Origin of the sequence: Halomonas sp. QHL1, from assembly GCF_001882345.1 — a bacterium.
Lineage (GTDB): Bacteria > Pseudomonadota > Gammaproteobacteria > Pseudomonadales > Halomonadaceae > Vreelandella.
Map to the genome: position 1 here is coordinate 3,720,728 of NZ_MINL01000001.1, position 26,059 is coordinate 3,746,786.

The following is a 26,059-nucleotide window of genomic DNA, read 5'->3' on the forward strand; positions in this document are numbered from 1 at the left end:
GAAATAATATATTCAGCTTAATCGATAATGCGTATCAGTTGAAGCATTTAGTTGCGAATGAGTGCTTTTAAAAGTCTCCGGCCACTAAGAATAACGTTATTGAGCAACGGCGATATTGTGCTCTCCGTTAGGGTGCTTCATGACCTGCATCGGCAATCCATAAATTGCTTCTAAGGTATTACCACACATCATATCGCCTGGCGTGCCGTGGGCCAGTAAGCGGCCGCTGTGCAACGCCATCAGCTCGTCGCAGTAGCGCGAGGCCATATTGATATCGTGCAGCACAATAATGACCCCCAAGTTCAGCTCGTCGCATAGCTTACGGATCAGCGCCAGCACTTCTATTTGGTGGGCGATATCCAGCGCCGCTAGCGGTTCATCCAACAGCAGGAATCGGCTGCCCTGGGCGAGTAGCATCGCTAGCCACACCCGCTGGCGCTCGCCGCCGGAAAGCGTATCGACCAAGCGGTCGGCAAAGGCTTCGGTGTGGGTTAACTCAATGGCTCGCTCTACAGCGTCTTTATCTGTTTGGGTGTGGCGGCCCAGCAACCCATGCCATGGGTAGCGGCCAAAGGCGACGAGCTCACGCCCGGTAAGACTCTCAGCACTGGGCAAATGCTGGGGTAGGTAAGCCACCTGGCGGGCGAACTCGCGATTTCCCCAATCACGGAGCGGGCGCTGATCAAAGTGAATCTCGCCTTGGCTTACCGGCTGCTGCTGGGCCATCAGCTTGATCAGCGTCGACTTGCCCGAGCCGTTATGGCCAATCAAACCGTAAACCTTGCCCTCATGAAAGCTGTGGTCAATGGAATTTAAAATCGGCTTGCCATTGATTTCAAAGGTGGCACCTTTGACCTCGAACATGAATGACTCCTGGGGATAGGGGTGATGATAATGCCCCCATTCTAGTGCTAATGGTTCTCATTTTTAACAAAAAAATGAAAAGATTTACGTTATAGATGGCAAACGTCGCTTGGGGAAAGCAGGCAACGAGAAGCTATCTATCAGCTAGCCTCCGCTTGATTGGCTAGCTGATGAGAGTAGAGATGAATGGGATCATTTGTCAGGCAGAAGTTAAACACACTAGCAGTTGGCTAGGCCGCTCATGGGGCGCCCCGCTGGGCACAGTTGTCATAGAAAGCAACCGTGGCGGGCCAATCGCTGAACACGCCGATAACGCCAACGTCATTGACAAGGGCATCTAAGGTAATCAGTTTGTCGCCATCACGCTGGATAACATCGTCAGTGGTACTGTGGTACCACTGGCCGCCTTCCTCCAGCGGCCCCGAGCGCTCCAGTGTCCAGGTAATCATGGCCAGGCCTGCTTCCCGGGCCCGGCGGGCATAAAGCGAAGGTTGCAGGCGCCTTTCCTGATCGTCACTGCCGAACTCTGGATTCGTTTCTACCAGCATCCAGGTGGGGGGAGCGATAATCTGAACACCGCTGTCTACCAGCGACTGCATACTTGGCTGCCACGTATCGGGGTTAGTATGATCAAAGGAGTCATCGCTGTAGCGGCCATCCAGGTAAACTGCCTGATTTCCATATTCAGGCTCATGTTCAATCCAGTAAAGCACATCATCCAGATTGAAAGACTGTGGGAATACATCGCTGGGGGATATGCCTGCCGCTTTATACTCATCTATCATTTTTTGTGCGTACGCCTGCTGCGTAAAGCCTTCTGAATGACCCGTAAACGGCATCTCTACCTCTGGCTCTTTCAGCTCGGGGGTCATCTGTACGCCAAGCTGTTGAAACAGCGTAATACTGTCAGCATGGCTCATCAGTGTGCCGCGGGTAGCATAAAGCTCGGTGCGCCATTCGGGTGTGCCTGCCAGGTACTCTTCCAGGGTGGCGGCCTCGGTGTTGACTCCCTCCATGGTGCCTTGCAGGCTACGAAATTCGGCTAACGTAATATCGCTGGTACAGCAGCGAATGTCTGCCGCATTGTTCAGCTCGCCGCTGGCTTCATCAAATGCGGGAGGCACGCTGCATTTTTCAGCTAAGTCTGTCTCGACGATATTGGTGGTGTAGTGTAAATCGCACTGGGAGTGACGACAGACGAGCTCTTCATCGGCGGTAAAGGCGACGTCGCACTCAAGAATGCCTGCACCGCCTTGAGCGCCGGCAATATAAGATTCAAGGGTATGTTCAGGAAACTGTAACGGTGCGCCACGATGTCCAATCGTCAATGGAGAACGGTGCCACTGGGTTTGTTCAGCCGCGCAGCTCAATAAAGAGGCTTTCAGTTCGCGCTCGTGATCGTTATCCGCGCTCATGTCGTTTACTAAGAACAGCGGACGCGGCCCCAGCGTTACCTGCTGTGCCGCGTTAACCAAGGCATCTTCCCACAGCTTTGTGTCAGTCTCTTCTTGAGCATGAGCGGTGTTAGCGGCCAGCAGGCCACCCAATATAAGCGTGGTGGTTAGAAAATCGGAATATGTCATCAACGAAATTCTCTGTGCCGCGGAGGAAGAGGGTGTCTTGAGTGTAGACAGGTTTCACGCCAGCTTCTAACTTAGCTTTACCTAACCATTGGCCTTGCCCTGGCGCCAGTAGCCCATACTGGTAATGTACTGCTTGGGTAGCCCACATTCGTTGACCAAGTAGCGGCGCAGCTGCATGGCGACCTTGGTTTCAGCGGCGATCCAGGCGTAAAAGGGCGCGCTGTCGTCCAGGGTGGCGGGGTCCCAGAGCGGGGCGTTTTCATCCTGGCCTGGTTCATCATGGCTAGGCTCATCCTCTCTACCATGGGCCACGGCCGAAGGGTTACCCCTTAGCGCGACAATCTCTTGTTGCAAATCGATATCGCGCAGCGCTCTCAGCAGCAGCTCACCGTGTTGGCAGCCGGGCTCAGCGTCGCGCGCCAGCCAACTCAGATTGGCGGCCTGGGGCAGCGGCTGAACATCGTCGCTGCGAGGCACTTCAAGCAGCGCTTCGACCTTGGGTTTGAGAGGTAGGCCATCAAGGGTTTCCATAATCCTTGCGGCGGCGGGGAGGGCGGTTTCATCGGCGATGATCAGAATACGGCGCACGCCTTGGGGCGGCTTCCACTCATAGCCCAACTTTGGGCCTTCCGCGTTAGCGGTTGGGGCCGTCATGGCTAGCCGGTCACCTGGGCGGGCATGCATTGCCCAGCGCGACGCGGGGCCATTGTCACCATGAAGCACGAATTCTACGTCTACCTCAGCATGTTCCGGGCGCAGGGCGCGAATGGTGTAGGTGCGCGCAGAGGGGCGCTGGGCATCCGGCAATGCACGGTAGGCGCTGTACCAGTCGTGCTCTTCTAGCTTGGCAATCTCAAACAGTGTGTCGAGAGTGCCTCCACCTTCGGGGAAGAATAGCTTGACGCGCTGATCCGGTGCGTAGGTCGCCATTTGGCTGACTTCTGGGCCAGTAAAGGTGAACCTGACTAATGAGGCGCTGACTTGGGTGCACCGAGCGAGGGTGATATCGAAAAGTCGGTAGCTCTGCTTGGCCGCCATAGTAATTAACCCCATTAACAAAGGGGTCAATTGTAGTGCTAATCGTTATCATTTAGAATCGTTGTTAATAATTCAATCACTAACTCCCAGAAAAGATTAAGGCTAAGACAATGACGCTGCTGCCTATCACGCCCCGCGTGGCGAAATGCTCGGCTACTAAAAAAGAGTGTTCGCTATGCTAGGCGCCGCGCAATTTGCCCAACGAATGGGGGGGATGTCGCCCGCGAAAGTCTGCCTGTTGCTTAGCCTGCCGTTGGTGGTGTTGTTTTGGGTGGGCCTACAGGGCCAAGGCGGCTTTGCGCTGGGCCTGCAGGCGTTAGTGGCTCCCTCTTTTGAGAACGTTGACGAGCTGCTGCTTCACTACGCTTGGTGGCCGCGTCTCTCGGTCGCGCTACTAGCCGGGGGCGGCTTGGGGTTGGCAGGCGTGCTCATGCAGCAGGTGCTGCGCAACCCATTGGCCTCGCCCACCACCTTGGGGGTGGCATCGGGCGCTAACTTGGCGCTGATGGCCGCCACCTTGCTGGCACCCGGACTGCTTGTCGCCGGGCGCGAGTGGGTCGCCTTGGCCGGTGGTGCGCTGGCCGTTGGGCTAGTTTTCCTGCTCTCGTGGCGGCGCGGGCTGGCACCGATCGTAGTGGTGCTTGCGGGCCTGGTGGTCAATCTGTACTTGGGTGCACTCTCCACGGCGCTGCTGTTGTTCAACCACGAGGCGCTCTCAGGGCTGCTGATCTGGGGGGCGGGCTCGCTGGCGCAAAACGGCTGGGACGGGGTTGCAATCCTCTGGCCACGGCTGGCGATTAGCTGTGTGGCCGCGTGGTTTTTGCTGCGCCCCCTGGCGGTGCTGGAGTTGGACGACGCCAGCGCCAAGAGTCTGGGGGTCTCGCTGACCTATTTGCGCTTTGCGGGGATGGGGCTGGCGGTGTTTATTACTGGCAGCATTGTTAGCGTGGTGGGCATCATCGGTTTTATCGGCTTGGCAGCGCCCAATATTGTGCGCATGGCCGGTGCGCGTCGCCTAGGACCTAGGCTAATCTGGTCGACGCTATTGGGGGCGGTGCTGTTGGCCACCACTGATCTGTTGTTACAGCAGTTTTCAGGTATGGCGGCGGCCTTTATTCCTACCGGGGCGATTACCGGTGCCCTGGGAGCACCGCTATTAATGTGGCTGATCCCACGCCTGAAGCTGCAGGGCGATCAGCCGCCGAAAGGGGCGGGTGTTTTCGCCCGTCGTCACCCAGCGCCTTCACGTTTAGCCGCCGGGTTACTGCTTGCGTTACTGGGGGCGACGGTTCTCGGCTTGCTATTTGGCCAGGGGGTAGATGGCTGGTATTGGCTGGCACCCAATAACTGGAATGTCATGCAGTGGCGCATGCCCAGGGTGATGGCGGCCGCCGCCAGCGGGTTGATGTTGGCGATTGCCGGGACGATACTCCAGCGCCTTTCCGCCAACCCCATGGCCAGCCCCGAAGTACTGGGAATCAGCGGTGGCTGTGCCATTGCGCTGATTCTGGGGATTTTCCTACTGCCTGCGCCCACCAATATGATGCTGATTGGTGTGGGGACGTTAGGGGCTTTCGCGACGCTGCTGGTGCTGGTGGGTATCAACCGCAAGAGCGGTTATCTCCCCGAGCGTTTGCTGCTCACTGGCGTGGCAATCAGTGCTCTATTTGACGCGGTGCGTAGCGTGATGCTGGCTGGCGGCGACCCGCGTGGCCAGCAGGTGATTGCCTGGCTGGCGGGCTCTACCTATTACGTGGATGTCACCAATGCGGTGGTGGTCGGGGGGATTGCCGCCGTGCTGGCGCTGGTTACGCTGCCCTTCACTCGCTGGCTGGATATCTTGCCTTTAGGCGCACCGACTGCCAAAGCCCTTGGGGTAACTCTCAACCGTGCCCGTTTGGCGTTGCTGCTACTGGTGGCGCTGTTAACCGCCTGCGCCACCCTGGTGGTGGGGCCGCTTTCGTTTATTGGCCTGCTGGCGCCGCATATGGCGCGCCTGGTGGGCTTCTCGCGGGCGGGTCAGCATCTGCTGGGTGCTGCGTTGATCGGTGTGCTATTGATGGTGCTGGCGGATTGGGTAGGCCGTCAGATTATTTTCCCCTACGAGATACCTGCGGGCTTGGTTGCCTCCTTGATTGGCGGTGCCTACTTTATGTGGGGGCTACGGCGGTTATGAGTGAGTATAAGCAAAACTAATACCCCATTAGCAGGATGATTTTTAGTTATCCAGCTTGCCCGTTATCTTAGTGCCACGATTGTTTAACACGATACTTATTCTGGCACTGGGAGCTAGGCGATGTGGGAAAGCTACTTAACGGGCTTAGTGGTGTGCGGCGGTATTATTATGGCGATTGGAGCGCAGAACGCCTACATTCTGGGGCTGGCTATTCGTCGTGAGTACCACTGGTGGTCGGCAGGGTTATGCATGAGTGCGGATATTATCCTGCTCACGGCGGGTATGTTTGGGGTGAGTGCTTTTCTGCTGACGATGCCCAGCGCGTTGGAGGCAATGCGCTGGGTGGGCGTGGTATTTTTAAGCTGGCTAGCGGCTCAGGCGTTATTTAGAGCCCTTAACGGGCGGCAAGGGTTAAGCGCCGAAGCGGGCAAAGCGCGCAGCTTAAGCAAAGTTATTTTCGCCACCCTTGCCGTCACCGTGCTCAATCCCCAGGTGTATCTGGATACGCTGCTACTGATACCCACCATTGGCGCCCAGCAAGAGAGTGCCGGTGTTTTTGTGGCGGGAGCATCTACTGCTTCCATACTCTGGTTTAGCCTATTGGCCTGGGGTGGTGCCGCGCTGTCACCTTGGCTTTCAAAACCCATCGCATGGCGCATTATCGATGGTCTGATTGGCTTGATGATGGCCGGGATTGCCGTGCATCTTGCCTTGGGGGCATCATCGTTTAGCTAAACCGCTCACCGGCTAATGCCTACCCGTTTTTAATGGCGACTTGTTTTTAATGTCGACTAAAGTAAGCCTCCATCACCGCAATTACTTTGTCGATATCTGCGTCATCAACATCGCGGTGGGTAACGAAGCGCGTGGCGTAAAGCAGCTCAATCAAAATGCCGTGCTCTTTTAGCCAGGTGGCTAGTGGTTTTACATGTTCGTCGGGGAAGTGGGCGAACACCATATTGGTTGCCTGGGCGGTGATCGCGACCCCTGGCAGCTTTGCCAAGCCTTCTGCCAAGCGTGCTGCACGGCGGTGGTCATCGGCTAAGCCCGCCACGTGATTATCTAGAGCATACTGGCAGGCGGCGGCGATAATCCCTGATTGTCGCATGCCACCACCCACCACTTTACGCCAGCGCCGTGCACGCTCGATCAATGCTTGCGATCCCACCAGTGCCGAGCCGATGGGGGTGCCCAGGCCTTTTGAGAAGCATAGTGATACGCTATCAAACGGCAGGCACAGTTGTTTGATCGAGGTATCCGTGGCGACCGCTGCATTAAACAGTCGCGCGCCGTCTAAGTGTGTTGCCAACCCACGTTCGCGAGCCAGTTCGGTAGCTTTTAATACGTAGTCTGTGGGCAGCACTTTGCCGCCAATGGTATTTTCCAATGCCAACAACTTAGTACGCGCAAAGTGAAAATCATCGGCTTTTATCGAGGCGATGATTTTTTCCAGCGGCAGCGTGCCATCAGCGGCGTTCTCAATGGGCTGGGGCTGGATACTACCTAACACCGCTGCACCACCGCCTTCATAACGATAAGTGTGGGCTGACTGCCCAACAATGTATTCATCGCCCCGTTCGCAGTGGGCCATGAGCGCTACTAGGTTGCTTTGTGTACCGCTAGGAAACAGTAGCGCCGCCTCTTTGCCTGTCTGCTCCGCCAGGTTTGCTTGGAATGCATTCACTGTTGGATCATCGCCCCACACATCATCGCCAACCGGCGCGGCCATCATGGCATCTTTCATGGCGGGGGAGGGGCGGGTCACCGTGTCACTGCGTAAATCAATCATGGAAACTCCTTTTTGAGGCTGAATTCAACTAACAAGGGCAGCCACTTAGGGACGCTTTATCGAGCAAGTTGTCTGGAACCATCTATGGTTAACAGCATACTGCAAGTCTCTCAAACAAAGGAAAACAGATGGATCTGAAAAGTGGTTATCCCTTTTGGGCGGTCAAAAATGGCCTGTTGAAAACCTTTCCTCAACTGACTCGTGATCACCAATGCGAGGTGGTGGTGATTGGCGGCGGGATTACAGGTGCGTTAATTGCTGATGAGTTAAGCCGCAATGGCCACCATGTGGTGGTGCTTGAACGGCGGGATGTAGGCTGGGGAAGCTCAGCCGCCAGCACGGCTTTGTTGCAATACGAAATTGATACCCATATGACAGAGTTAGCCGAGCGCTACGGTGAGGCTGATGCAGTTCTCGCTTACCGCGCTTGTGCAGATGCCATTGGTGAGCTTGAAACCTTAGCAGCAGGCATGGGTGATGTGGATTTTGAACGTCAGCAAAGCCTTTACTACGCCAGTAACGAAGAGGATGTGGCGCCTCTCAAAGAGGAGCTAGCATTGCGCCAAAAACACGGTTTTGAAGCCAAATGGCTTGAGCGCGAGGTCATTTTGGCGGAGTACGGTTTTGAGGCACCTGGCGCTATTCTTACCCAGCTTGCTGCCAGTATTGACCCCTATCGTATGGCGTATCAGCTGTTCTCTCAGGTGGTCGAGCGTGGGGGAGAAGTATATGACCGCACGCAAATGGAGACGATGGCGCCGGATGATCAAGGCGTCACGCTCACACTAGTCAATGGTGCCAAGTTGCGTTGCCAGAATGTAGTGATGGCGGCGGGGTATGAGTCGCAGTCTTGGTTGCCAGAAAAGGTGGCTATCAATCGCAGTAGCTACGCGCTGATCACCGACCCCCTGCCGCCAGAGGCTTTGGGTAAACTACGCCACACCATGATGTGGGAATCGGCGCGCCCCTACCTCTATATGCGCACTACCTGTGATGGTCGCCTGCTCGTGGGTGGCGACGATGATGACGAAGATATTCCCAAGCGCCGTGATGCGCGGGTAGAGGAGAAGGCAGAAGGGCTGGCAGCTAAAATAGAAGCGCTATGGCCTAAGCTCGATATCAACCCTACATTTTCTTGGGGCGGCACCTTTGCTGAAACCGACGACGGCCTACCTTTTTTCGGCCCCCATGACGCTCTGGGCCCACGCGTTCATTTTGCCATGGCCTACGGCGGCAACGGGATCAGCTATAGCATGATAGGTGCCAAACTGCTTCGAGCGCTTATTGAGGGTAGAGAACACCCCTTGGCGGAGCTATTTTCATTTAGACGCTTGGCCAAAATGTCCTAACCTAAATGCAAAAACCGAGTAACGAGCAAGTTTAAAACGGGTATTCTTCACGGATATTCATAAGGATAGCGGGCGATGGGCCACACACTTTATTTGCGTGCACTGGAGCGTAACGACCTGCGCTTTGTTCATGAGCTAAATAATAACCAGAGCATTATGTCGTACTGGTTTGAAGAGCCTTACGAGTCATTTGATGAGCTGGAGGAGCTGTATAACAAGCACATCCATGACAACGCCGAACGGCGCTTTGTCGCCGAAGATAGCCATGGTAATGCGATTGGTCTGGTAGAGCTGATTGAGATCGACTACATCCACCGCAGCGGCGAGTTTCAAATCATTATTACCCCGGAGCATCAGGGCAAAGGATTTGCCCGCTCCTTAATCCGCCAAGCGCTGCACTACTCGTTCACCATTCTAAACCTGCACAAGGTATATCTCATTGTGGCGGTAGAAAATGTCAAAGCGATTCATCTTTATGAGGAGAGTGGTTTTATTGAAGAGGGGCACTTGGTGCAGGAGTTCTTTATCAATGGCAAGTACCGCGATGTAAAGCGGATGTATATCTTGCAGGATACCTATCTTGGCCAGCTAAACACTGCCGAAGACCCCGAAACCAACTGGTTGTAAAACTCCCTAAAAAACGCCTCGGTGAGATGAGGCGTTGGATAGGCAGAAACCAAGTCGGCTCGATACTTAACCCAGGTAAGCCTTGATAGCGTCAAGTGCCGCACGCTGCTGGCGGGCACGCTGCGCCCATACTTCCATAACATCTACTTCCAACGCTTGGGTTGGGGTGACTAAGTGTTGCATGGCATCTACTCCTCTTTCAGGGGGTCAGGGTATTCGTTGAGGCCTGGTCGGAAATACTAATGTTTTAAAAGCTTATATTGTAAAAGCTGATGTTGTACACAGCCTGTGTTGTGCTAAGCAGCAATTTAGCTGTTGTGAGATATTAAGAGCTTTCGACGGCCAGGGCTAGTACTAACGATGTAGGTGATTCGCTACGTTGTGTAAGCATAAGATTACATATTGAGAGCTGCTGCTATTACGCCTTTGAATGGAAAAGGGTTTTATAAAATAAAAAAAGCCGGAAATTATTCCGGCTTTGGTGATTCGCTTTTGGTCTTGAGGGTACAAAAGCACCTGAATTAGCCTAAATAGGCTTTCAGTGCTTCGACTGCGGCACGATGCCATTGAGCATTTAAGCTCCAGAATTCTAGAACTTCATTATCGCGTGCAGGGGGAGTTGTTAAAAAAGTCATTATGCGGTCCTCCTATTGGGACTACAAAGTCATTATAGTCTATTTTTGTTGCAGTGCAGCATGATTGTATTGAACAGCCTCGAATTGGGGGCGGGGTCAGCGCACACTTGGCATTAACCAGCTAGGCTACAGGGTGACTAATCACTTTTTACGCAGTTGCGAAAGGAGTCGCTAATGAGCACCAATGTTGCTGAAATTATGGTAGAAACCCTACAGAACGCTGGCGCAAAGCGTTGTTACGGCGTGGTGGGAGATACGCTGAACCACTTTACCGATGCCCTGCGACAAAGTGACCTAGAGTGGATAGGCGTTCGACATGAGGAAGTCGGTGGGTTTGCGGCCGGAGGAGAGGCCTATATTACCCAGGAGTTAGCGTTGTGTGCTGGTTCCTGTGGGCCTGGCAGCCTGCACTTTGTGAATGGACTGTTCGATGCCCATCGCAACGGCTCGCCGGTGGTCTTCATTGCGACGCAAGTACCCCTTGGCGAAACGGGGAGCAGTTTCCCCCAAGAAGTGGATCAATCCCGCGTATTCGAGCAGTACAGTGTGTTCTGCGAAACCCTCAACTCTCCCGAACAGGCGCGCCGCATGACTGCGCTTGCGGCGCAAACCGCGCTAGCCAAGCGTGGCGTTGCGGTTTTGATTGTACCCGGTGATATTTTTACTCAAACACCGCGTAGTCAGCTTGCCTATCGTGCCCACCGCTTTAACTACTCGCTGCGCCCCTCGGCTGAAGCGTTGGTGCCCGCCGTGCATCAGCTCAATAAGGGCGGCCATATCACCATTTTTGCTGGCGCTGGGTGCGAAGATGCCCGCGAACAGGTCATTGCATTGGCAGAAAAACTCCAGGCGCCCATCGCCTGGACATCACGCGCCAAAGACTTTATTGAGCATGACAACCCGCATCAAGTAGGCATGACCGGCGTTTACGGCCTTGAGGGCGGATACCATGCGGTAGCCGAATGTGACACGCTGTTATTACTTGGCTGTAATTTCGCGTTTAGCCAGTTTTATCCTGAGAGCGCCGCGATTATTCAGGTAGATCACGACCCAGCGCAGATAGGTAAGCGTTACCCTGTCGATGTGGGGATTGTTGGCAGCGTGCGTGATACCTGTGAGGCGTTGTCCCAAGTTGTCGAAGCAAATTCGAGTAAGCGCTGGCTGGAGAAGTGTCGCAAGCGCTACCTGAAATCACTGGAAAAATCGGCTCACAAAAGTAACGACGATGGGCTTATTCACCCGCAGGAGCTAACGCTGGCAATTGACCGCTTGGCCAATGATGATGCGTTTTTTACTGCGGATACCGGCAGTGTGAACGTATGGATGTTGCGGCACATTCGCTCTCTGGGTCAGCGCCGTACCCTAGCAAGTTTGCAGCATGGCACCATGGCGAACGCCTACCCCCAGGCAATGGGGATTCAACTGGCTTATCCCGAACGCCAGGTCATTGCTATGTGCGGTGACGGTGGCCTCACCATGTTAATGGGCGACTTGCTAACCCTGGTGCAGCGGCGTATTCCGCTTAAAATTGTGGTGTATAACAATAGCTCATTGAGCTTTGTAGAGCTGGAACAGAAAGTAGAAGGGCTACTGGATGCCTACACAGAGTTGGAAAATCCTGATTTTGGCCGTGTGGCTCAAGCCATGGGGCTATGGGGAAAGCGAGTAGAACGCGAAGATCAGCTTGAAGATGCTATTGACGACTGGCTGGCCTACCCCGGCCCAGCGCTTTTGGATGTTGTGGTCAACCCAATGGAATTAGTGATGCCGCCTAAAGTGGCGGCGGGGCAAGTATCTTCTACTGCGCTCTACTCAGCGAAAGCGGTGTTGAGCGGCCGTATGGATGAGGTAGTGCATCTAGTCAAAAGTAATTTTCTGAAGCGTTGACCGCCCCTTGCTTGGGTTTGACGTTGCGCCGGGGTTTGATTTGATCGCATTTTAGTAATGTCTCTGATTAGGAGCTCTATGCGTCTGCGTATTTTGTCTGATCTACATCTGGAGTTTTTTGACGGGCACCGTGAGCTGCCTGAGAAAGATGCCGATGTAGTAGTTCTGGCGGGTGATATACACCGTAAGTGTGAAGGCCTTGCCTGGGCGCGTCGCCGCTTCCCGGACACGCCGATTATCTATGTGCCTGGCAACCATGAATTCTACGGTACCTGCATGCCGCTGCTACGTGATGAGCTGGCGCTCGAAGCCGAGCGGCTCGACATTGAGCTTTTGGATAATCGTGCCGTGACCCTCAATGGCGTACGTTTTTACGGCACTACGCTTTGGACTGACTTTGCGCTGTACGCCGGTGACCCGACCCAAAACCCCGCCGATACTGAGTCTAAGGCGCTGCGTTACATGCCCGATTTTCAAATCGTCCAAACCTCGCCTGGGATAACGTTCACACCACAGGCGAGTCAGCAGGTGCACGCTGAAGCGCTTGCTTGGCTTGAAAACGAGCTGTCCCAGCCGTTTGATGGCCCTAAGGTGGTGGTTAGCCACCATGCTCCGCTACACGACTGTATTCCTGGCCAATACCTGGGCGACGCGTTATCTCCCGCATTTGCCTCACACTTGCCTCATTTAATGGGCAAGATGAATGTATGGGTGCATGGGCATGTCCATGAACCCGTGGATATTCTGCGCGACGGCACCCGTATCATCGCCAACCCCGGTGGTTACCCCTATGAATTCAGTCTGCCGCTGTTTAAGCCAGATTGGGTGGTTGAGGTGTAACAAAAGCTAGTTTGTTCAAAAACATGGGGTTATTTCCATTCCATTAAAATGCTATTAATAATAATTTTTGGCCTGCTACTTTGGTTTAAATTTTAATAGCTATGCTTGTGCCATACGGGCACGATACGTATTTTTTGTATGATGTATTACCTATGCGGATCCCCCCCAATTACTCGATTGGGGTCGACAATAAAAAGGTATGCCTCATATGTTTCCGAAGATTAAAACAATGAAAGTGGTTCCTGTTGCTGGCTATGACGGCTTTTTGCTTAACCTTAGTGGCGGTCATGCACCCTGGTTTATCCGCTGTGTGGTCATCCTTGAAGATGACGCCGGCAACCAGGGAGTTGGTGAGATTCCTTCCAGTGGAGGCATCCTTAAGGGGCTGGAGCAGTGCCGCGCGCTGGTAGAAGGCACGCAGATCAATAATATTAAGCACACCCTTAATCAGGTTCGGCTGCAATTGGCGCAGAACGGACGCGAAGAGCGGGGCCGTCAGACGTTTGATTTGCGCGTAGCGGTGCATGTAATCACGGGGATTGAATCGGCCTTATTAGACCTCTATGGGCAGGCACTGCAGCTGCCCGTCGCCGATCTGCTGGGTCAGTATGGTCGTCAGCGTGATGAAGTAGAGGTATTGGGCTACCTGTTTTTATTGGGTGACCCTGGCAAGACAGACCTACCGTATCCTCAAGCGCAGAACCCTCAGGACGCCTGGGACGAAATACGCTACCAAGAGGCACTGACACCCGACGCCGTGGCTAATTTAGCCAAGGCCGCCTATGAGCGTTATGGGTTTAAAGACTTCAAGCTAAAGGGCGGTGTCTTGCGTGGGGAAGAGGAGGCTGATTGTATACGAGCGCTCCATGAAGCGTTCCCAGAGGCGCGACTAACGCTTGACCCCAACGGGGCCTGGACGCTTGATGAAGCGGTGCGAGTACTTGAGCCGATCAAGCACCTGCTTAGCTACGCCGAAGATCCCTGTGGCCAGGAAGAGAGTTACTCAGGGCGCGAGACCATGGCCGAGTTTAAGAAGCGCACCGGCTTACCTACGGCTACCAATATGATCGCGACAGATTTTAAACAGCTGCAGTACGCCGTTCAGCTCAATTCGGTGGATATACCTTTGGCAGACTGTCATTTCTGGACCATGCAAGGTGCGGTAAAAGTGGGTGAACTTTGTAACGAGTGGGGCATGACCTGGGGTTCCCACAGCAATAACCACTTCGATATTTCGCTTGCCATGATGACCCATGTTGCCGCTGCGTGCCCGGGCGACATCACTGCAATCGATACTCACTGGATCTGGCAAGATGGACAGCGAATCACTAAAAATCCTTTGCTTATCCGCGATGGCAAACTCAAAGTGCCCACTACGCCTGGGTTAGGTGTTGAGTTGGATGAAGAGAAACTTATGGAGGCTTACAATCTCTATAAGTCGCTTGATACCACGCAGCGAAATGACGCCATGGCCATGCAGTTCCTGATTCCTGGTTGGGAGTTTGATCCGAAGCGACCTGCACTTGCTCGCTAATCATTTATTAATTCATCTATATAATGAAGTTGGCAGCAGAGTGTTTGAACAAATACTGTTGAAAACCTGCCTGCTACTATCATGTATTTTACTGATAGCAGGCAGGACGATTAACAATAGGCTTCGATTCAATACCTATAAACTTTAGTCTTAAGCTGATTGTTGCTTATTAGCTCGATAATGCTACTTTGGTTTAAATTTTGATAGTTCTGCTTGCGCCATGCTTCGTAGATACTTATCTTTCTTGTTGTATGATGTATTACATAAGATGTTGGTCGACTGATGATGCCTGCTCAATCAATGGTCAACGCATTCACAAAGAGGGCGCAACGTGACGTTTTCAAAAGAAGCAGTAACCAATGCCATCGGCGATGGCTTGCTATCGTTCCCCATTACGGACTTTGATAGCCAGGGCCGTTTTGATGAAGCGAGCTATCGCAAGCGGCTCGAGTGGTTTATTAGCCACGAGATTTCCGCGGTCTTTGTAGCGGGTGGTACGGGGGAGTTTTTCAGTCTTTCGCTAGAAGAGTATCGAGAGATTGTTCGCGTGGCAGTCGAGGTGATTGACGGACGTTTGCCGGTTATTGCCAGTGCTGGCTTAAGCGTTGAGACAGGCAAAGCCTTTGCAAAAGCGGCTGAAGAGGCGGGCGCCGATGGCATTCTGTTGATGCCGCCTTACCTTACCGAGTGCCCGCAGGATGGCTTAGTTGAGTATGCCCGCCAAATTTGTGATGCCACCTCAATCAACGTGATTTATTACAACCGCGGCAATGGCATTTTGAATGCCTCGTCGGTTCAGAAACTCGCCGACCACTGCCCTAACTTGGTGGGGCTAAAAGATGGCAAAGGCGACATCCAGGCGCTCAACAAGATCGTCAAAACTGTTGGCGACCGATTGGTGTATATCGGGGGCGTGCCCACGGCGGAAATTTTTGCTGAAGCCTACGTATCTATTGGGGTGAATACTTACTCTTCTGCCGTTTTCAACTTCGTACCGGAAATGGCCGTAACGTTTTACAAGGAGTTACGCAAAGGCAATAAAGAGGTCGTGAAGCAGATCACCAATGACTTCTTTATTCCTTTCGTGGATCTCAGGGATCGAAAAGCAGGCTATGCCGTAAGCCTCATCAAAGCAGGTGCTGAAATAGTAGGTAGGCCTGCAGGCAGTGTCCGCGCCCCGCTGGCAATGCCTAACAGTGAAGAGTGCAAGCAGCTTGAAGCGCTTATCGATGTAGCAAAGAAGTATTAACTCACTACTGACTATTACTAGAAGTTAGTAAGCAATTACCAATAATAAGAGGACGTTAGACATGCGCACACACAATAACTGCACGAGCGCCAAGCCTATGAAAAAAAGCTCTGTAAAAGCATTGCTGCCAACCGCTGGCGTAATGGCGCTTATTGCCTTTGCACTGCCTGCTCAAGCAGATAACTGGCGAGGTTGGAACATTCATCCCGACGGCTATCCTAATACAGTGGCGTTAGAAGAGTTTGCTGAAGCTGTGGCCGAGCAAACGGAAGGCCGCGTTACTCCACGTGTTTATAACAACGCCGTGCTGGGTGATCAGTCAGACGCCATTGAGCAGACCCGTAACGGGGCGCTGGACTTTGCCAATTTTAACATGGGACCGATGGGCCCCATCGTGCCAGAAACCAACGTGTTTTCGTTACCCTTCCTGTTCAATGACGTTGAACATATGCATACGGTAATGGACGGTGAAATTGGCGAGCGCTTTGCCGATGCCTTAGAAGATAAAGGCTTGGTGGTGCTTTCGTGGTTCGATTCAGGCGCACGCAGCATTTATAACACCCAACGCCCCATTAGAACCCCTGAAGATGTTGAAGGCTTAAAGATTCGGGTAATGAATAACGATCTTTACGTCGACATGATTGCTGCTATGGGCGGTAACGCCACACCGATGTCTTACGGTGAGGTGTATCAAAGTTTAACCACCGGCGTGCTTGATGGCGCTGAAAACAACTACCCCTCTTTTGAGTCCAGCAACCACTATGAAGCAACGGGTTACTACTCGTTAACTGAGCACTTGATTATCCCAGAGTGCTTATGTGTGGCTAAATCCAGCTGGGAAGAACTCTCGCAAGAAGATCAGGAAATTGTACGCGAAGTAGCCGAAGAGGCTTCCAAACGTCAGCGTGAACTATGGGTGGAAAGCTCTGAAGAGAGCCGTCAGATCGTTCTGGACCACGGCGTAGAGATTAACGAAGTAGACGATAAAGCCGCCTTTCAGGCGCTTATGGAACCCATGTATGAAGAGTTCATCGCTAGTAATCCTGGCACAGGTGAGCTGATCGAGGAAATTCGCGCCACCGAGTAATATTTGTCATCCACACGCTTCCGGCAGCTAATCGCTGCCGGAAGTTGAAAAGGAAATGTGCCGTGAGTATCGAACTTGAATCGCAGGTCGATAAGGAAGACGCGGAAGAAAGCGGCTCGCTGAATCGAATCTTAGATGGTATTGCCAGCTTATGTATTCTTGTTGCGGGGATCTTATTAGTCACCCTTATTCTAATATTTGGGTGGTTAGTTTTCGGCCGGTACGTGCTTAACAATACCCCTACTTGGGTTGAGCAAGCCTCGTTAGTACTGGTTGTGTATATCACCTGCTTAGGCGCAGCGGCAGGGGTCAGGCACCATAGCCATCTAAATATTGATTTTATTCGTGAAAGCTTCGCTGGCCCATTGCGCAGTTTAATGCATCACCTTTCTGATCTTTTTATCTTATCTTTTGGCGGTTTTATGGCTTTCCAAGGCTGGACATTAGTGATTTCAAACTTGGAAAGAGCTATACCCATGATAGGTCTATCGGAGAGTTGGCGGGCGGCTCCCCTGGTGATTTGTGGTGTGTTAATCATGCTTTTTGCAGCCGCTGATATAGCGCAGCGCTTAATGTCTCGAAAAGTTAAGAGGGTATAAACGATGGGTCTGATTATTCTTTTCGGGATCTTTTTCTTAGGCCTTATAGTCGGCGCGCCGGTTGCTTTTGCTGTCGGATTGGCCGCCGTTGTGACCTTCCTTTATGAAGGCTTGCCGCTATTTGTAGCCTTTCAACGTATCCTATCCGGTATTTCCGTTTTTTCACTGCTTGCGATTCCCTTCTTTATCTTTGCTGGTGAGTTAATGATGCACGGCGGTATCTCCACTCGCCTTGTGCGCTTGGCTTCAGCGATGGTGGGTAAGGTGCGCGGCGGTTTGGGAATGGTGAACATTAGCTCTTCAATGCTGTTCGGGGGGATCTCCGGTTCTGCAGTGGCGGACACCTCGGCGTTAGGTTCTATCCTAATCCCGGTGATGAAAGAGAAGGGGTATGACGCTGACTATGCCGTCAACGTGACCGTGACCTCATCAATCGCGGGCGTAGTGATTCCCCCTAGCCATAATATGATTCTTTATGCAGTTGCGGCGGGTGGTGGTATCTCCGTTACCCAACTGTTTATCGCCGGTATTGTCCCAGGCATTTTGATGTGTATCAGCTTAGCCGTTGCAGCCTATATCGTGGCGGTGAAGCGTGGCTATAAAGGCGAAACCTTTCCTGGTTGGAATGCGCTAATTATCAGCTTTTTTGCCTCTCTGCCTGGCCTGATGACCGCAGTGATTATCGTCGGCGGGGTGCTCTCGGGCATTCTAACCGTGACTGAGTCAGGTGCCTTCGGGGCTATCTACGCGATTGTGGTGACCGGTCTGGTTTACCGTGAATTGACCTGGGCCTCTTTCAAAGCCGCTGTTGTTCAGTCGGTAAAAACCACCTCGCTGGTGATGATTTTAGTTGGGTGTGCATCGGCATTCTCTTACCTGTTGGCGCTCTACAATGTTCCGGAAATGCTGACGACAGGGCTGATGGCTATTTCCGATAAGCCGCTGGTTATTTTCCTTATGCTTAATATCATCCTATTGATTTTAGGCATGATCATGGACATGGCGGCGTTAATCCTTATTTGCACGCCTATTTTTCTGCCGGTAGCTATGCAGTTCGGCATGGATCCGATCCAGTTCGGCATTATTTTGATGATGAACCTGGGGCTAGGGCTGTGTACGCCACCCGTAGGTGCTTGTCTGTTTGTCGGCTGTGTAATTGGCAAAATTAAAATCGAGGAGGCGGTTCGCACGATCTGGCCGTTCTTCTTAGCGCTGTTTGTGGCCCTGATGCTGGTGACTTATGTACCCGCTATCTCTTTGACGCTGCCCAGCTTTTTCCAATAAGGGCGCTTTGAATAAAGCCGCGAAAAGGATATATCAATTATGAAAGTCGTCGCCGTAAACACCCATATACTCGATTACCAACTTGAGACAGCGTTTGAGAGTGCTTCCATGCACTTTTCGCGGCGCCAGCACTGCCTAGTCGAAATCGTCTGCGATGATGGCACTATCGGCTGGGGTGAGTGCTTAGGGCCGGCTAAGCCTAACGCAGCGATTGTGGAGGTCTACGCGCAATCGCTAGTCGGTGAAGACCCGCTGCAAACTGAAAAAACTTGGCTAACCCTTTATAACCGTTTGCGCGACCAAGGCCAGCGCGGCTTAACTGTGACGGCCTTGAGCGGTATTGATATTGCGCTGTGGGATATCAAAGGAAAGCACTTTGGCGTGCCGATCTCAACGCTGCTAGGCGGGCGCTTTCGCAAGAGCGTGCGCGCTTACGCAACCGGTTCGTTCGCTCGGGCAGGGGTTGATCGGGTAACCGATATCGCCGCGGAAGTGGCAGGCTACCGCCGCGAAGGCTTTCACGCCGTCAAGATTAAAATCGGCTTCGACGTCGAAGAGGATCTGGAAGTGATTGCCGCCGTGCGCGATGCCATTGGGCCGGATATGCGCATGATGATCGATGCCAATCATGGTTACGATTACCTGGAGGCGATCGAACTGGGGCAGCGCGCAGCACCGTTTGGCATTGATTGGTTTGAAGAGCCTGTGTTGCCAGAGCAAATTTCTACCTACGAAGCCGTTCGCGCTGGTCAGCCGATCCCCGTTGCCAGTGGTGAAAACTGGCACGGTCGCTATGCCATGCAGGAGCCGTTGTCCCGTCGTGCGGTAGATATTGTGCAACCGGATATTTGTGGCGTAGGTGGTTTTAGCGAAATGCGTCGGGTCGCTGATATGGCGGCCATGCACGGCGTGCGTTTGGTGCCCCACGTATGGGGGACCGCGGTATGTTTGGCAGCCAGCTTGCAGTTTATGGCAGCGCTGCCGCCCAACCCGCCGCGCCGCAGGCCTATCGAGCCCATTATGGAATTCGACCGCACCGAGAACCCCTTCCGACAGGCTATTGTTCAAACGCCCCTCGAACATAACCAGGGCGTGATGACGATCCCTGATGGCCCAGGGTTGGGTATTGAAATTAACCGTGATGCGCTATCCACCTACGCTCTTAGGGAGAAATAACCTTGTCTATCCCCGCCAATACACGTCCATTAACAGGTTCGCCGCCACGCTTGAAGGCGCCCGCGGGGGCAACCGATTGCCACGTTCACTTGTACATACCCGGCTATGAAGCGCAGCCAGGCGGCCCCAAGATTCCTGAACTGGCAACGGTTGCCGATTACCAAGCCCTTCAAAAGTGGCTCTCGCTAGAGCGTGTTGTGGTGACCCAACCCAATGCCTACCAGTTTGATAACCGCGCGATTTTACAAGGCGTGTCGGAAATCGGACAGGATCGCGCACGGGCGATTGTGGCGGTAGCGCCGGATGCCTCTGAATCAGAGATTGAAGCAATGCACAGCCAAGGCGCTCGTGGCGCCAGGATCATGCAACTACCCGGCGGCGCCGTGGGAATAGACGGGCTGTCTGCGGTTGAGGAGCGTATACGTGCGTTTGGCTGGCACTTAATGGTGCAGTTCAATGGCCGTGAGATAGACGATTACATGGCCACGCTGAAATCAATCAAAACCGATTACATCATCGACCACATTGGCAAGTTTATGCCGCCTGTGGCTGCCGATGATCCCCGCGTTGATCAAATACTCAGCCTGCTGGATAACGGTAATGCATGGATAAAAATTTGCGCTGGTTATGAAAGCAGCCTAAGCGGCGGGCCTGAATATGGCGATGTCGGCCCCATCGCTAAGCGGTTAATCCAGCACGCTCCTGAGCGTGTGATCTGGGGCTCAAACTGGCCGCATGTCGGCGTACCCAGAGAGCAGTATCCTGACGATGCCGAACAGCTCGATGTATTGCTGCATTGGGCAGACGAGAGCACCCGTCAAAAGATTCTGGTGGATAACCCTGCCGCGCTATACGGCTTCTAAGTCAGTTCGTCATTTTATAAAATAGTAAGGAGTTTATATGTTAAATCGAATTTTAGTTACCGGCGCGGCCGGGGGGCTGGGGAAAAGCCTGCGGCCTCATCTATCTAAACTCGCCAAGCATGTTCGGCTCTCCGATATTGCTGATTTAGGCACCGCAGGTGAAGGCGAGGAGTTAGTTCAAGCCGATCTTAGCGATGTGCAAGCCGTGGCGGATCTAGTGCGCGATTGCGACGGTATCGTTCACCTAGGCGGGATGTCGGTAGAGAGCCCCTGGGAATCGATTTTGCAGGCCAATATCATGGGGACTTACCACCTCTATGAGGCGGCCCGGAAACAGGGTAAGCCGCGAATAGTGTTTGCCAGCTCCAACCACACCATCGGTTTTTATGAGCGTAATCAACTGATAGACAATCAGGTAGTGCAAAAACCCGACTCATTGTATGGCGTGTCAAAATGCTTTGGTGAAAACCTCGCTAGCCTGTATCACGACAAATTTGGAGTAGAGACCCTGAGCGTTAGAATTGGCTCCTGCTTCGATAAGCCAGCCGATACCCGTATGATGGCCACGTGGCTGAGTCTGGCGGATTTCGTCAGTCTATTGCAGCGTGCTTTTGTAACACCGCGTTTAGGGTATACGGTGATCTACGGTGCGTCGGATAATGCTGAAAAGTGGTGGGACAATTCCCATGCCAGCTTCTTAGGCTGGGTACCTAAAGACAGCTCTGAGCCTTGGCGGGAAGAGACCGAACAGCATGATCGCGATATTGATGGCAATGATTTAGCAGTGCGTTATCAGGGCGGTAAATTCACCAAATCAGGCCACCCTGACGACGCGTGATGGTACTTAAAAGAGCTAGGTTGTACGATATAATACAACCTGGACTTTAACGAAGGATAGCTTTCATGGCCAAACCTAGCGCAACGGCATCTGCCCTAAAACCGCTTCAAGTAAGTAAAGTGACGCAGCAGGGAAGCTTGTCCGTGCACGTGGCTGACCAATTGGAAGCGTTGATTACTCAAGGAAAAGTCGCGGTGGGGGAGAAACTGCCCACTGAGAACAGCCTGTGTGACTCCTTTGGCGTTAGCCGCACGGTGATCCGTGAGGCGATTACCCACCTTAAATCCCTAGGGCTGGTGGAGACCCGGCGTGGCGTAGGCACCTCAGTGCTGCGCTCTTCTACGGTAGAGGCGCGGCCTGCAGAGCGCATAAATCCCACTACCGTAGAAGATATCTTGCACCTGCTGGAACTGCGGCTAACCTTAGAACCAGCGGCGGCTGAACTGGCTGCCTTACGCTATGACGATGAAGATCGTCAGCGGCTCGAGGCGCAGCACCTTGCCTTTAGCAATGCATATACTGCGAAAACTCAAGCTCGTGAAGAGGATTATCTGTTTCACTTTGCCATTGCCACGGCGACCAAAAATCCCTTCTTCCAATCTTTTTACAAGCAGTGGAGCCAGAGCGTGATTCCCCGTGCAAAGCTGCTGAGTATTGATATTAATCCGATCTCTTCTGAACGCTATTTAGAGCGAGTTCAGGAAGAGCACAGCTATATTCTCGAAGCTATTCTTTCCCGCGATGCGCAAGCTGCCCGCGAAACGATGTTTCAGCACCTTAACCGGGCGCGCAACACGTATGCCCAGTATCTGGAAAAGTAGTATCGCGGACAGTAGCAACGTGACAAGTGATATTGCGACCAGTGATATCACTGACCATATGAGGAGCGACGTATGACAATGCGAGGCGAAATGCTGATTGGTCAACAATCAGTGACCGGCACTCAAGCCAACATTCAAGCGGTTAACCCTGCCACCGGCGAAAAGCTAGAACCTAGCTATATTGGCGGCAGCCGGGCACACGTTGAGCAAGCCTGCGAACTGGCTGAAACGGCCTATGCCACCTACCGCGAAACGTCGCCCGAAGAGCGCGCTACGTTTCTTGAAACCATCGCCAGCGAAATAGAAGCCATCGGCAGCGAGCTGGTTGAGCGCGCCATGGCTGAAACGGGTCTGCCTCAAGCACGCATTGAGGGCGAGCGGGGCAGAACCTGCGGGCAGCTGCGGTTGTTCGCTTCAGTCGTACGTGCCGGTGAATGGCTTGATGTACGTATTGATCCGGCGATGCCTGATCGTCAGCCGCTGCCGCGTGCTGATTTGCGTCAGCGCCATATCGCCCTGGGGCCTGTCGCTGTATTCGGGGCCAGCAACTTTCCGCTGGCGTTCTCAGTCGCGGGGGGCGATACCGCTTCGGCCCTAGCAGCTGGCTGCCCGGTAGTGGTTAAAGGCCACTCAGCGCACCCTGGTACTTCTGAGCTGGTAGGACAGGCGATCCAAAAAGCCGTGAAAGCCTGCAACTTACATGAAGGCGTGTTCTCGCTGCTGTTTGGTGCCGGTAACGAAATCGGCCAGGCGCTGGTCGATGATCCGCGCATCCAAGCCGTTGGTTTCACCGGCTCGCGCAGTGGTGGTATGGCGCTAATGAAAACGGCGCAAGCACGGCCCCAGCCGATCCCGGTTTACGCTGAGATGAGCAGCATTAACCCGGTTTTCTTGCTACCGGCAGCGCTAAAAGCGCGCGGTAAAGACTTGGGCGAGGCTTTTGTCGGTTCGCTCAATATGGGCGCGGGCCAGTTCTGCACCAACCCCGGTTTGGTTATCGCGGTAAAAGGCCCGGAGCTGGACGCCTTCATCGAGGCGGCACGTAGTGCAGTGGAAGCAAGCGGCGCGCAGACCATGCTAACGCCGGGTATCCACCGGGCCTATCAAGAGGGCGTATCCAGCTTAAGCGGCGAAGCCAAAGTGCGTGAAATTGCCCGTGGCCAAACCGGTAGCGACTATCAGTGCCAGACAGGTCTGTTTGCTGCCTCCGCAAGCGATTTCCTCGCATCAGAAGCGCTGCAGGCGGAAGTGTTCGGCGCCACCTCGCTGGTTGTTGAGTGCGACGATGCGGCGGATGTAAAACGTGTTGCTGAACAGCTAGAAGGCCAGCTCACCGCCACGCTGCATATGGACGACGCCGACCTGGATGCCGCTAAAGCGCTGCTGCCCACCCTTGAGCGTAAAGCAGGACGTATCCTCGCCAATGGTTGGCCCACCGGTGTCGAGGTGTGTCATGCCATGGTACACGGCGGACCGTTCCCGGCTACGTCTGATTCGCGCACGACCTCTGTCGGTTCGGCGGCTATTCACCGCTTCTTACGTCCGGTCTGTTACCAGTCCCTGCCCGAAGGCTTGTTGCCCGAGGCGCTTAAAGAGGGCAACCCGCTGAAGGTATCGCGGTTAGTTGACGGTAAACGCGAACTTTAAAAGATAACTGCCACTATTGCGGTTCAAAAGCAGGCATTGATTGCCTGCTTTTTTAGTTCGTTTTTAAATACGTTTGTTAAATATAAGTAATAACGAGAGTTGGGAAGGTAATTTAATGAGTGATGATATTACTATTTCTCTACAAGAAGCCGAGGCGCTGAGTAACCAAGTGCTCACCCATAATGGCTTTAGTCAGCCCCACGCCGACGCGATTACGCGCAGCGTCATGGCGGCTCAGCGTGATGAGTGCCATTCCCACGGTTTATACCGGCTCATTGGGTGTGTCCAAACCGCTTTGAACGGCGGTGTTGATACCCAAGCCGAGCCAACTATCACTGACCAGGCAGCAAGTGTCGTTAAAGTTAATGCTAATAAGGGCTGCTCGTTGTTGTCGTTTGAAATGGGTAAGCCGCATTTGATCGAGAAAGCCAAACGCAGCGGGATTGCTGCGCTTGCCATTAATAACAGCTTCCACTTTTCTGCGCTGTGGCCCGAGGTTGAAGCGCTTTCAGCCGAAGGACTGGTAGCGTTAGCGATGACCCCTAGCCACGCCTTTGTTGCGCCAGCGGGCGGTACTTCGCCCCTTTTCGGCACCAACCCCATCGCTTTCTCTTGGCCACGCCCTGGGAATACGCCCTATACGTTTGATTTTGCCACCAGCGTGGTCGCCCGTGGCGAGATAGAGCTGCATCGGCGAGCGGGTAAAACGATCCCCGAAGGGTGGGCGATTGATAATAAAGGGAACTCGACGACTGACCCTGTGGCAGCACTCGCTGGCGCTATGTTGCCCTTTGGCAGCTATAAAGGCTCTGCGCTTTCCACCATGGTAGAGCTGCTGGCGGGCCCGCTGATTGGCGACCTGCTGGGCCATGAAACCCAAGCAGCGAATGCTGAGAAAACCGGCAAGCCGTTTCATGGCGAGCTAATTATTGCGATGTCGCCCGAGGCTTTTCTAGGTAACGACGCAGAAAGCCATCTCAAGCACGCTGAAGTCCTTTTCGAAGGCATTCTGGGCCAAGGTGCGCGCTTGCCTTCCCAGCGCCGCTTTGAGGCAAGGGAAAGAAGCCAAGTAAACGGCATTACTTTCCCTAAAGCGCTTTATGACGAGCTCGACGCACTTACTGTCCAATAACCGCGTTACCCATAATGCGATCCAGGCATTGTTGGTGAAATTGTTGATGAGATTGTTGGTGAGAGTAGGGGTAAGAGGGAACAATCATGCTTGAAATATTAGCCATCACCACACCGATATTTTTAATTATCGGTATGGGTTATGTGGCTATGCTCTTGAAGATCGTTAGCCGGGAGCAGATGCAGGGTGTCGGAAGCTTCGTGATGTACTTTGCGCTACCTGCCTTAGTGATTCGTGCCCTGACGCAAAATCCGCTCGAGGAAGTGTTTAACGTAGACTATTTGTTGGCCTATGGATTAGGGTCGGTGATCATCTTCTCACTGGCCTTATGGCTAGCCGTTTCTATAAAGAAAAAATCCCTGCAAAACGGGGCTATGTTTGCCCTGGGGATGTCTGCCTCCAATAGCGCTTTCACCGGCTATCCCGTCGCTGCAATGGTGTTAGGGCCGCCAGCGGTCACCTTTCTGACATTAAGTATGATTGTTGAGAACCTGCTGATCATACCCGCCGCGTTGATACTGGCGGAGATGGGGCGACAGTCGGGTGGCGGACTGTCTCGCACTCTTAAACAAACGGCTAGCCGGCTGATAAAAAATCCTGTCTTAATGGCCATTTTCATCGGCGTAGTGATCGCTATGTCGGGGGTTAGCTTGCCGGGCCCAGTGTCCAAGGCGATTGATATGGTGGCTAACGCGGCAGGGCCTGCGGCACTCTTTGTTATAGGGGGGGCGATCTACGGCCTTCATGTACGCGGCGTGGTTATGGATGTCAGCCAAATTGTGGTGGGTAAACTCATTCTTCATCCGTTGGCTATCGTGTTGGCTTTTTTAATCATGCCCACGTCAGACCCGCTGCTTCTTGCGGGAGCGATACTCTTCGCTGCTGCACCCATGGCGAGTATCTATCCGCTGTTAGGCCAGCGTTACGGCATGGCAGACGTTGCCGCAGGCGCTTTAATGGCCGCCACCCTGGCGTCTTTTGTGACGTTCAGTGTGGTGATTGGGCTGATGAGCTATTTCGGGGTGCTCGCTTAGTAGTCGC

General features: G+C 53.4%; 22 protein-coding genes. 18 read left to right on the forward strand and 4 right to left on the reverse strand.

Going from position 1 to position 26,059, the window contains the following annotated elements:
* Positions 1-96: 96 nt before the first annotated feature.
* The 3 genes from QHL1GM_RS17045 to QHL1GM_RS17055 all read right to left on the reverse strand — a co-directional run bounded on the left by QHL1GM_RS17045 (position 97) and on the right by QHL1GM_RS17055 (position 3,485).
* Entirely contained in the window at positions 97-864 is a 768-nt protein-coding gene (locus QHL1GM_RS17045; RefSeq protein WP_071695533.1) for an ABC transporter ATP-binding protein, read from the reverse strand.
* A 239-nt stretch (positions 865-1,103) separates the two neighbouring features.
* Entirely contained in the window at positions 1,104-2,447 is a 1,344-nt protein-coding gene (locus QHL1GM_RS17050) for a glycerophosphodiester phosphodiesterase family protein (RefSeq protein ID WP_071695534.1), read from the reverse strand.
* A gap of 81 nt (positions 2,448-2,528) precedes the next feature.
* The gene (locus tag QHL1GM_RS17055) at positions 2,529-3,485 is read right to left on the reverse strand and encodes a siderophore-interacting protein (RefSeq protein ID WP_071695535.1); all 957 of its coding nucleotides are present in this window, start codon (positions 3,483-3,485) and stop codon (positions 2,529-2,531) included.
* A 175-nt stretch (positions 3,486-3,660) separates the two neighbouring features.
* On the opposite strand from QHL1GM_RS17055, the gene fhuB reads away from it, so the two are divergent.
* Both fhuB and QHL1GM_RS17065 read left to right on the forward strand, forming a co-directional pair.
* Positions 3,661-5,661 carry a Fe(3+)-hydroxamate ABC transporter permease FhuB gene (gene fhuB / locus QHL1GM_RS17060; RefSeq protein WP_071695536.1) on the forward strand — a complete coding sequence of 667 codons (2,001 nt, stop codon included), beginning with the start codon at positions 3,661-3,663 and terminating at the stop codon, positions 5,659-5,661.
* A gap of 120 nt (positions 5,662-5,781) precedes the next feature.
* On the forward strand, positions 5,782-6,396 hold the full coding sequence (locus QHL1GM_RS17065) for a LysE/ArgO family amino acid transporter (RefSeq protein WP_071695537.1): 615 nt from the start codon (positions 5,782-5,784) through the stop codon (positions 6,394-6,396).
* A 46-nt stretch (positions 6,397-6,442) separates the two neighbouring features.
* Here QHL1GM_RS17065 and ltaE read toward each other — a convergent pair whose 3' ends face one another.
* Positions 6,443-7,450, reverse strand: coding sequence for a low-specificity L-threonine aldolase (gene ltaE, locus QHL1GM_RS17070; protein ID WP_071695538.1), 1,008 nt, complete (start codon positions 7,448-7,450; stop codon positions 6,443-6,445).
* A 128-nt stretch (positions 7,451-7,578) separates the two neighbouring features.
* Between ltaE and QHL1GM_RS17075 the strand changes: the two genes are divergently transcribed.
* The 16 genes from QHL1GM_RS17075 (at position 7,579) to QHL1GM_RS17150 (ending at position 26,052) form a co-directional block, all read left to right on the forward strand.
* Entirely contained in the window at positions 7,579-8,799 is a 1,221-nt protein-coding gene (locus tag QHL1GM_RS17075) for an FAD-binding oxidoreductase (RefSeq protein ID WP_071695539.1), read from the forward strand.
* 75 nt (positions 8,800-8,874) lie between these two features.
* Positions 8,875-9,426, forward strand: coding sequence for a spermidine N1-acetyltransferase (gene speG / locus QHL1GM_RS17080; protein WP_071695540.1), 552 nt, complete (start codon positions 8,875-8,877; stop codon positions 9,424-9,426).
* A gap of 809 nt (positions 9,427-10,235) precedes the next feature.
* A complete protein-coding gene (locus QHL1GM_RS17085; protein ID WP_071695541.1) occupies positions 10,236-11,948 on the forward strand; it encodes a thiamine pyrophosphate-dependent enzyme in 1,713 nt (570 codons plus the stop codon).
* Positions 11,949-12,026: 78 nt separating this feature from the next.
* Entirely contained in the window at positions 12,027-12,788 is a 762-nt protein-coding gene (locus QHL1GM_RS17090; protein WP_071695542.1) for a metallophosphoesterase, read from the forward strand.
* A gap of 208 nt (positions 12,789-12,996) precedes the next feature.
* Positions 12,997-14,322 carry an enolase C-terminal domain-like protein gene (locus tag QHL1GM_RS17095; RefSeq protein WP_071695543.1) on the forward strand — a complete coding sequence of 442 codons (1,326 nt, stop codon included), beginning with the start codon at positions 12,997-12,999 and terminating at the stop codon, positions 14,320-14,322.
* Between the two features lie 331 nt (positions 14,323-14,653).
* Positions 14,654-15,571 (forward strand): 5-dehydro-4-deoxyglucarate dehydratase, encoded by a 918-nt coding sequence (kdgD, locus tag QHL1GM_RS17100; RefSeq protein WP_071695544.1) that lies wholly within the window; start codon positions 14,654-14,656, stop codon positions 15,569-15,571.
* 97 nt (positions 15,572-15,668) lie between these two features.
* On the forward strand, positions 15,669-16,658 hold the full coding sequence (locus QHL1GM_RS17105; protein WP_071696037.1) for a TRAP transporter substrate-binding protein: 990 nt from the start codon (positions 15,669-15,671) through the stop codon (positions 16,656-16,658).
* Positions 16,659-16,720: 62 nt separating this feature from the next.
* A complete protein-coding gene (locus tag QHL1GM_RS17110) occupies positions 16,721-17,257 on the forward strand; it encodes a TRAP transporter small permease (protein WP_071695545.1) in 537 nt (178 codons plus the stop codon).
* A gap of 3 nt (positions 17,258-17,260) precedes the next feature.
* Positions 17,261-18,541, forward strand: coding sequence for a TRAP transporter large permease (locus tag QHL1GM_RS17115; protein WP_071695546.1), 1,281 nt, complete (start codon positions 17,261-17,263; stop codon positions 18,539-18,541).
* 39 nt (positions 18,542-18,580) lie between these two features.
* Complete coding sequence (locus QHL1GM_RS17120; RefSeq protein ID WP_071695547.1) at positions 18,581-19,717, forward strand: mandelate racemase/muconate lactonizing enzyme family protein; 1,137 nt, start codon at positions 18,581-18,583, stop codon at positions 19,715-19,717.
* A 2-nt stretch (positions 19,718-19,719) separates the two neighbouring features.
* Complete coding sequence (locus QHL1GM_RS17125) at positions 19,720-20,580, forward strand: amidohydrolase family protein (RefSeq protein ID WP_254795326.1); 861 nt, start codon at positions 19,720-19,722, stop codon at positions 20,578-20,580.
* Positions 20,581-20,617: 37 nt separating this feature from the next.
* Entirely contained in the window at positions 20,618-21,418 is an 801-nt protein-coding gene (locus QHL1GM_RS17130; RefSeq protein WP_071695549.1) for an NAD(P)-dependent oxidoreductase, read from the forward strand.
* A gap of 65 nt (positions 21,419-21,483) precedes the next feature.
* Positions 21,484-22,239, forward strand: a complete 756-nt coding sequence (locus tag QHL1GM_RS17135; RefSeq protein WP_071695550.1) for a FadR/GntR family transcriptional regulator — start codon at positions 21,484-21,486, stop codon at positions 22,237-22,239.
* A 72-nt stretch (positions 22,240-22,311) separates the two neighbouring features.
* A complete protein-coding gene (locus QHL1GM_RS17140) occupies positions 22,312-23,886 on the forward strand; it encodes an aldehyde dehydrogenase (NADP(+)) (protein ID WP_071695551.1) in 1,575 nt (524 codons plus the stop codon).
* Positions 23,887-24,001: 115 nt separating this feature from the next.
* Positions 24,002-25,018: an Ldh family oxidoreductase gene (locus tag QHL1GM_RS17145; protein WP_071695552.1), complete on the forward strand. Its 1,017-nt coding sequence runs from the start codon at positions 24,002-24,004 to the stop codon at positions 25,016-25,018.
* A gap of 86 nt (positions 25,019-25,104) precedes the next feature.
* Positions 25,105-26,052, forward strand: a complete 948-nt coding sequence (locus tag QHL1GM_RS17150) for an AEC family transporter (protein ID WP_071695553.1) — start codon at positions 25,105-25,107, stop codon at positions 26,050-26,052.
* Positions 26,053-26,059 lie beyond the last annotated feature (7 nt).

Coding starts and splice junctions, on each gene's coding strand:
- QHL1GM_RS17075 (WP_071695539.1), top strand. CDS start 7,579: ATGGATCTGAAAAGTGGTTATCCCTTTTGGGCGGTCAAAAATGGCCTG.
- fhuB (WP_071695536.1), top strand. CDS start 3,661: ATGCTAGGCGCCGCGCAATTTGCCCAACGAATGGGGGGGATGTCGCCC.
- QHL1GM_RS17120 (WP_071695547.1), top strand. CDS start 18,581: ATGAAAGTCGTCGCCGTAAACACCCATATACTCGATTACCAACTTGAG.
- QHL1GM_RS17050 (WP_071695534.1), bottom strand. CDS start 2,447: ATGACATATTCCGATTTTCTAACCACCACGCTTATATTGGGTGGCCTG.
- ltaE (WP_071695538.1), bottom strand. CDS start 7,450: ATGATTGATTTACGCAGTGACACGGTGACCCGCCCCTCCCCCGCCATG.
- QHL1GM_RS17145 (WP_071695552.1), top strand. CDS start 24,002: ATGAGTGATGATATTACTATTTCTCTACAAGAAGCCGAGGCGCTGAGT.
- QHL1GM_RS17085 (WP_071695541.1), top strand. CDS start 10,236: ATGAGCACCAATGTTGCTGAAATTATGGTAGAAACCCTACAGAACGCT.
- QHL1GM_RS17130 (WP_071695549.1), top strand. CDS start 20,618: ATGTTAAATCGAATTTTAGTTACCGGCGCGGCCGGGGGGCTGGGGAAA.
- QHL1GM_RS17045 (WP_071695533.1), bottom strand. CDS start 864: ATGTTCGAGGTCAAAGGTGCCACCTTTGAAATCAATGGCAAGCCGATT.
- QHL1GM_RS17105 (WP_071696037.1), top strand. CDS start 15,669: ATGAAAAAAAGCTCTGTAAAAGCATTGCTGCCAACCGCTGGCGTAATG.
- QHL1GM_RS17115 (WP_071695546.1), top strand. CDS start 17,261: ATGGGTCTGATTATTCTTTTCGGGATCTTTTTCTTAGGCCTTATAGTC.
- QHL1GM_RS17065 (WP_071695537.1), top strand. CDS start 5,782: ATGTGGGAAAGCTACTTAACGGGCTTAGTGGTGTGCGGCGGTATTATT.
- QHL1GM_RS17095 (WP_071695543.1), top strand. CDS start 12,997: ATGTTTCCGAAGATTAAAACAATGAAAGTGGTTCCTGTTGCTGGCTAT.
- QHL1GM_RS17055 (WP_071695535.1), bottom strand. CDS start 3,485: ATGGCGGCCAAGCAGAGCTACCGACTTTTCGATATCACCCTCGCTCGG.
- QHL1GM_RS17150 (WP_071695553.1), top strand. CDS start 25,105: ATGCTTGAAATATTAGCCATCACCACACCGATATTTTTAATTATCGGT.
- QHL1GM_RS17090 (WP_071695542.1), top strand. CDS start 12,027: ATGCGTCTGCGTATTTTGTCTGATCTACATCTGGAGTTTTTTGACGGG.
- QHL1GM_RS17140 (WP_071695551.1), top strand. CDS start 22,312: ATGACAATGCGAGGCGAAATGCTGATTGGTCAACAATCAGTGACCGGC.
- speG (WP_071695540.1), top strand. CDS start 8,875: ATGGGCCACACACTTTATTTGCGTGCACTGGAGCGTAACGACCTGCGC.
- QHL1GM_RS17135 (WP_071695550.1), top strand. CDS start 21,484: ATGGCCAAACCTAGCGCAACGGCATCTGCCCTAAAACCGCTTCAAGTA.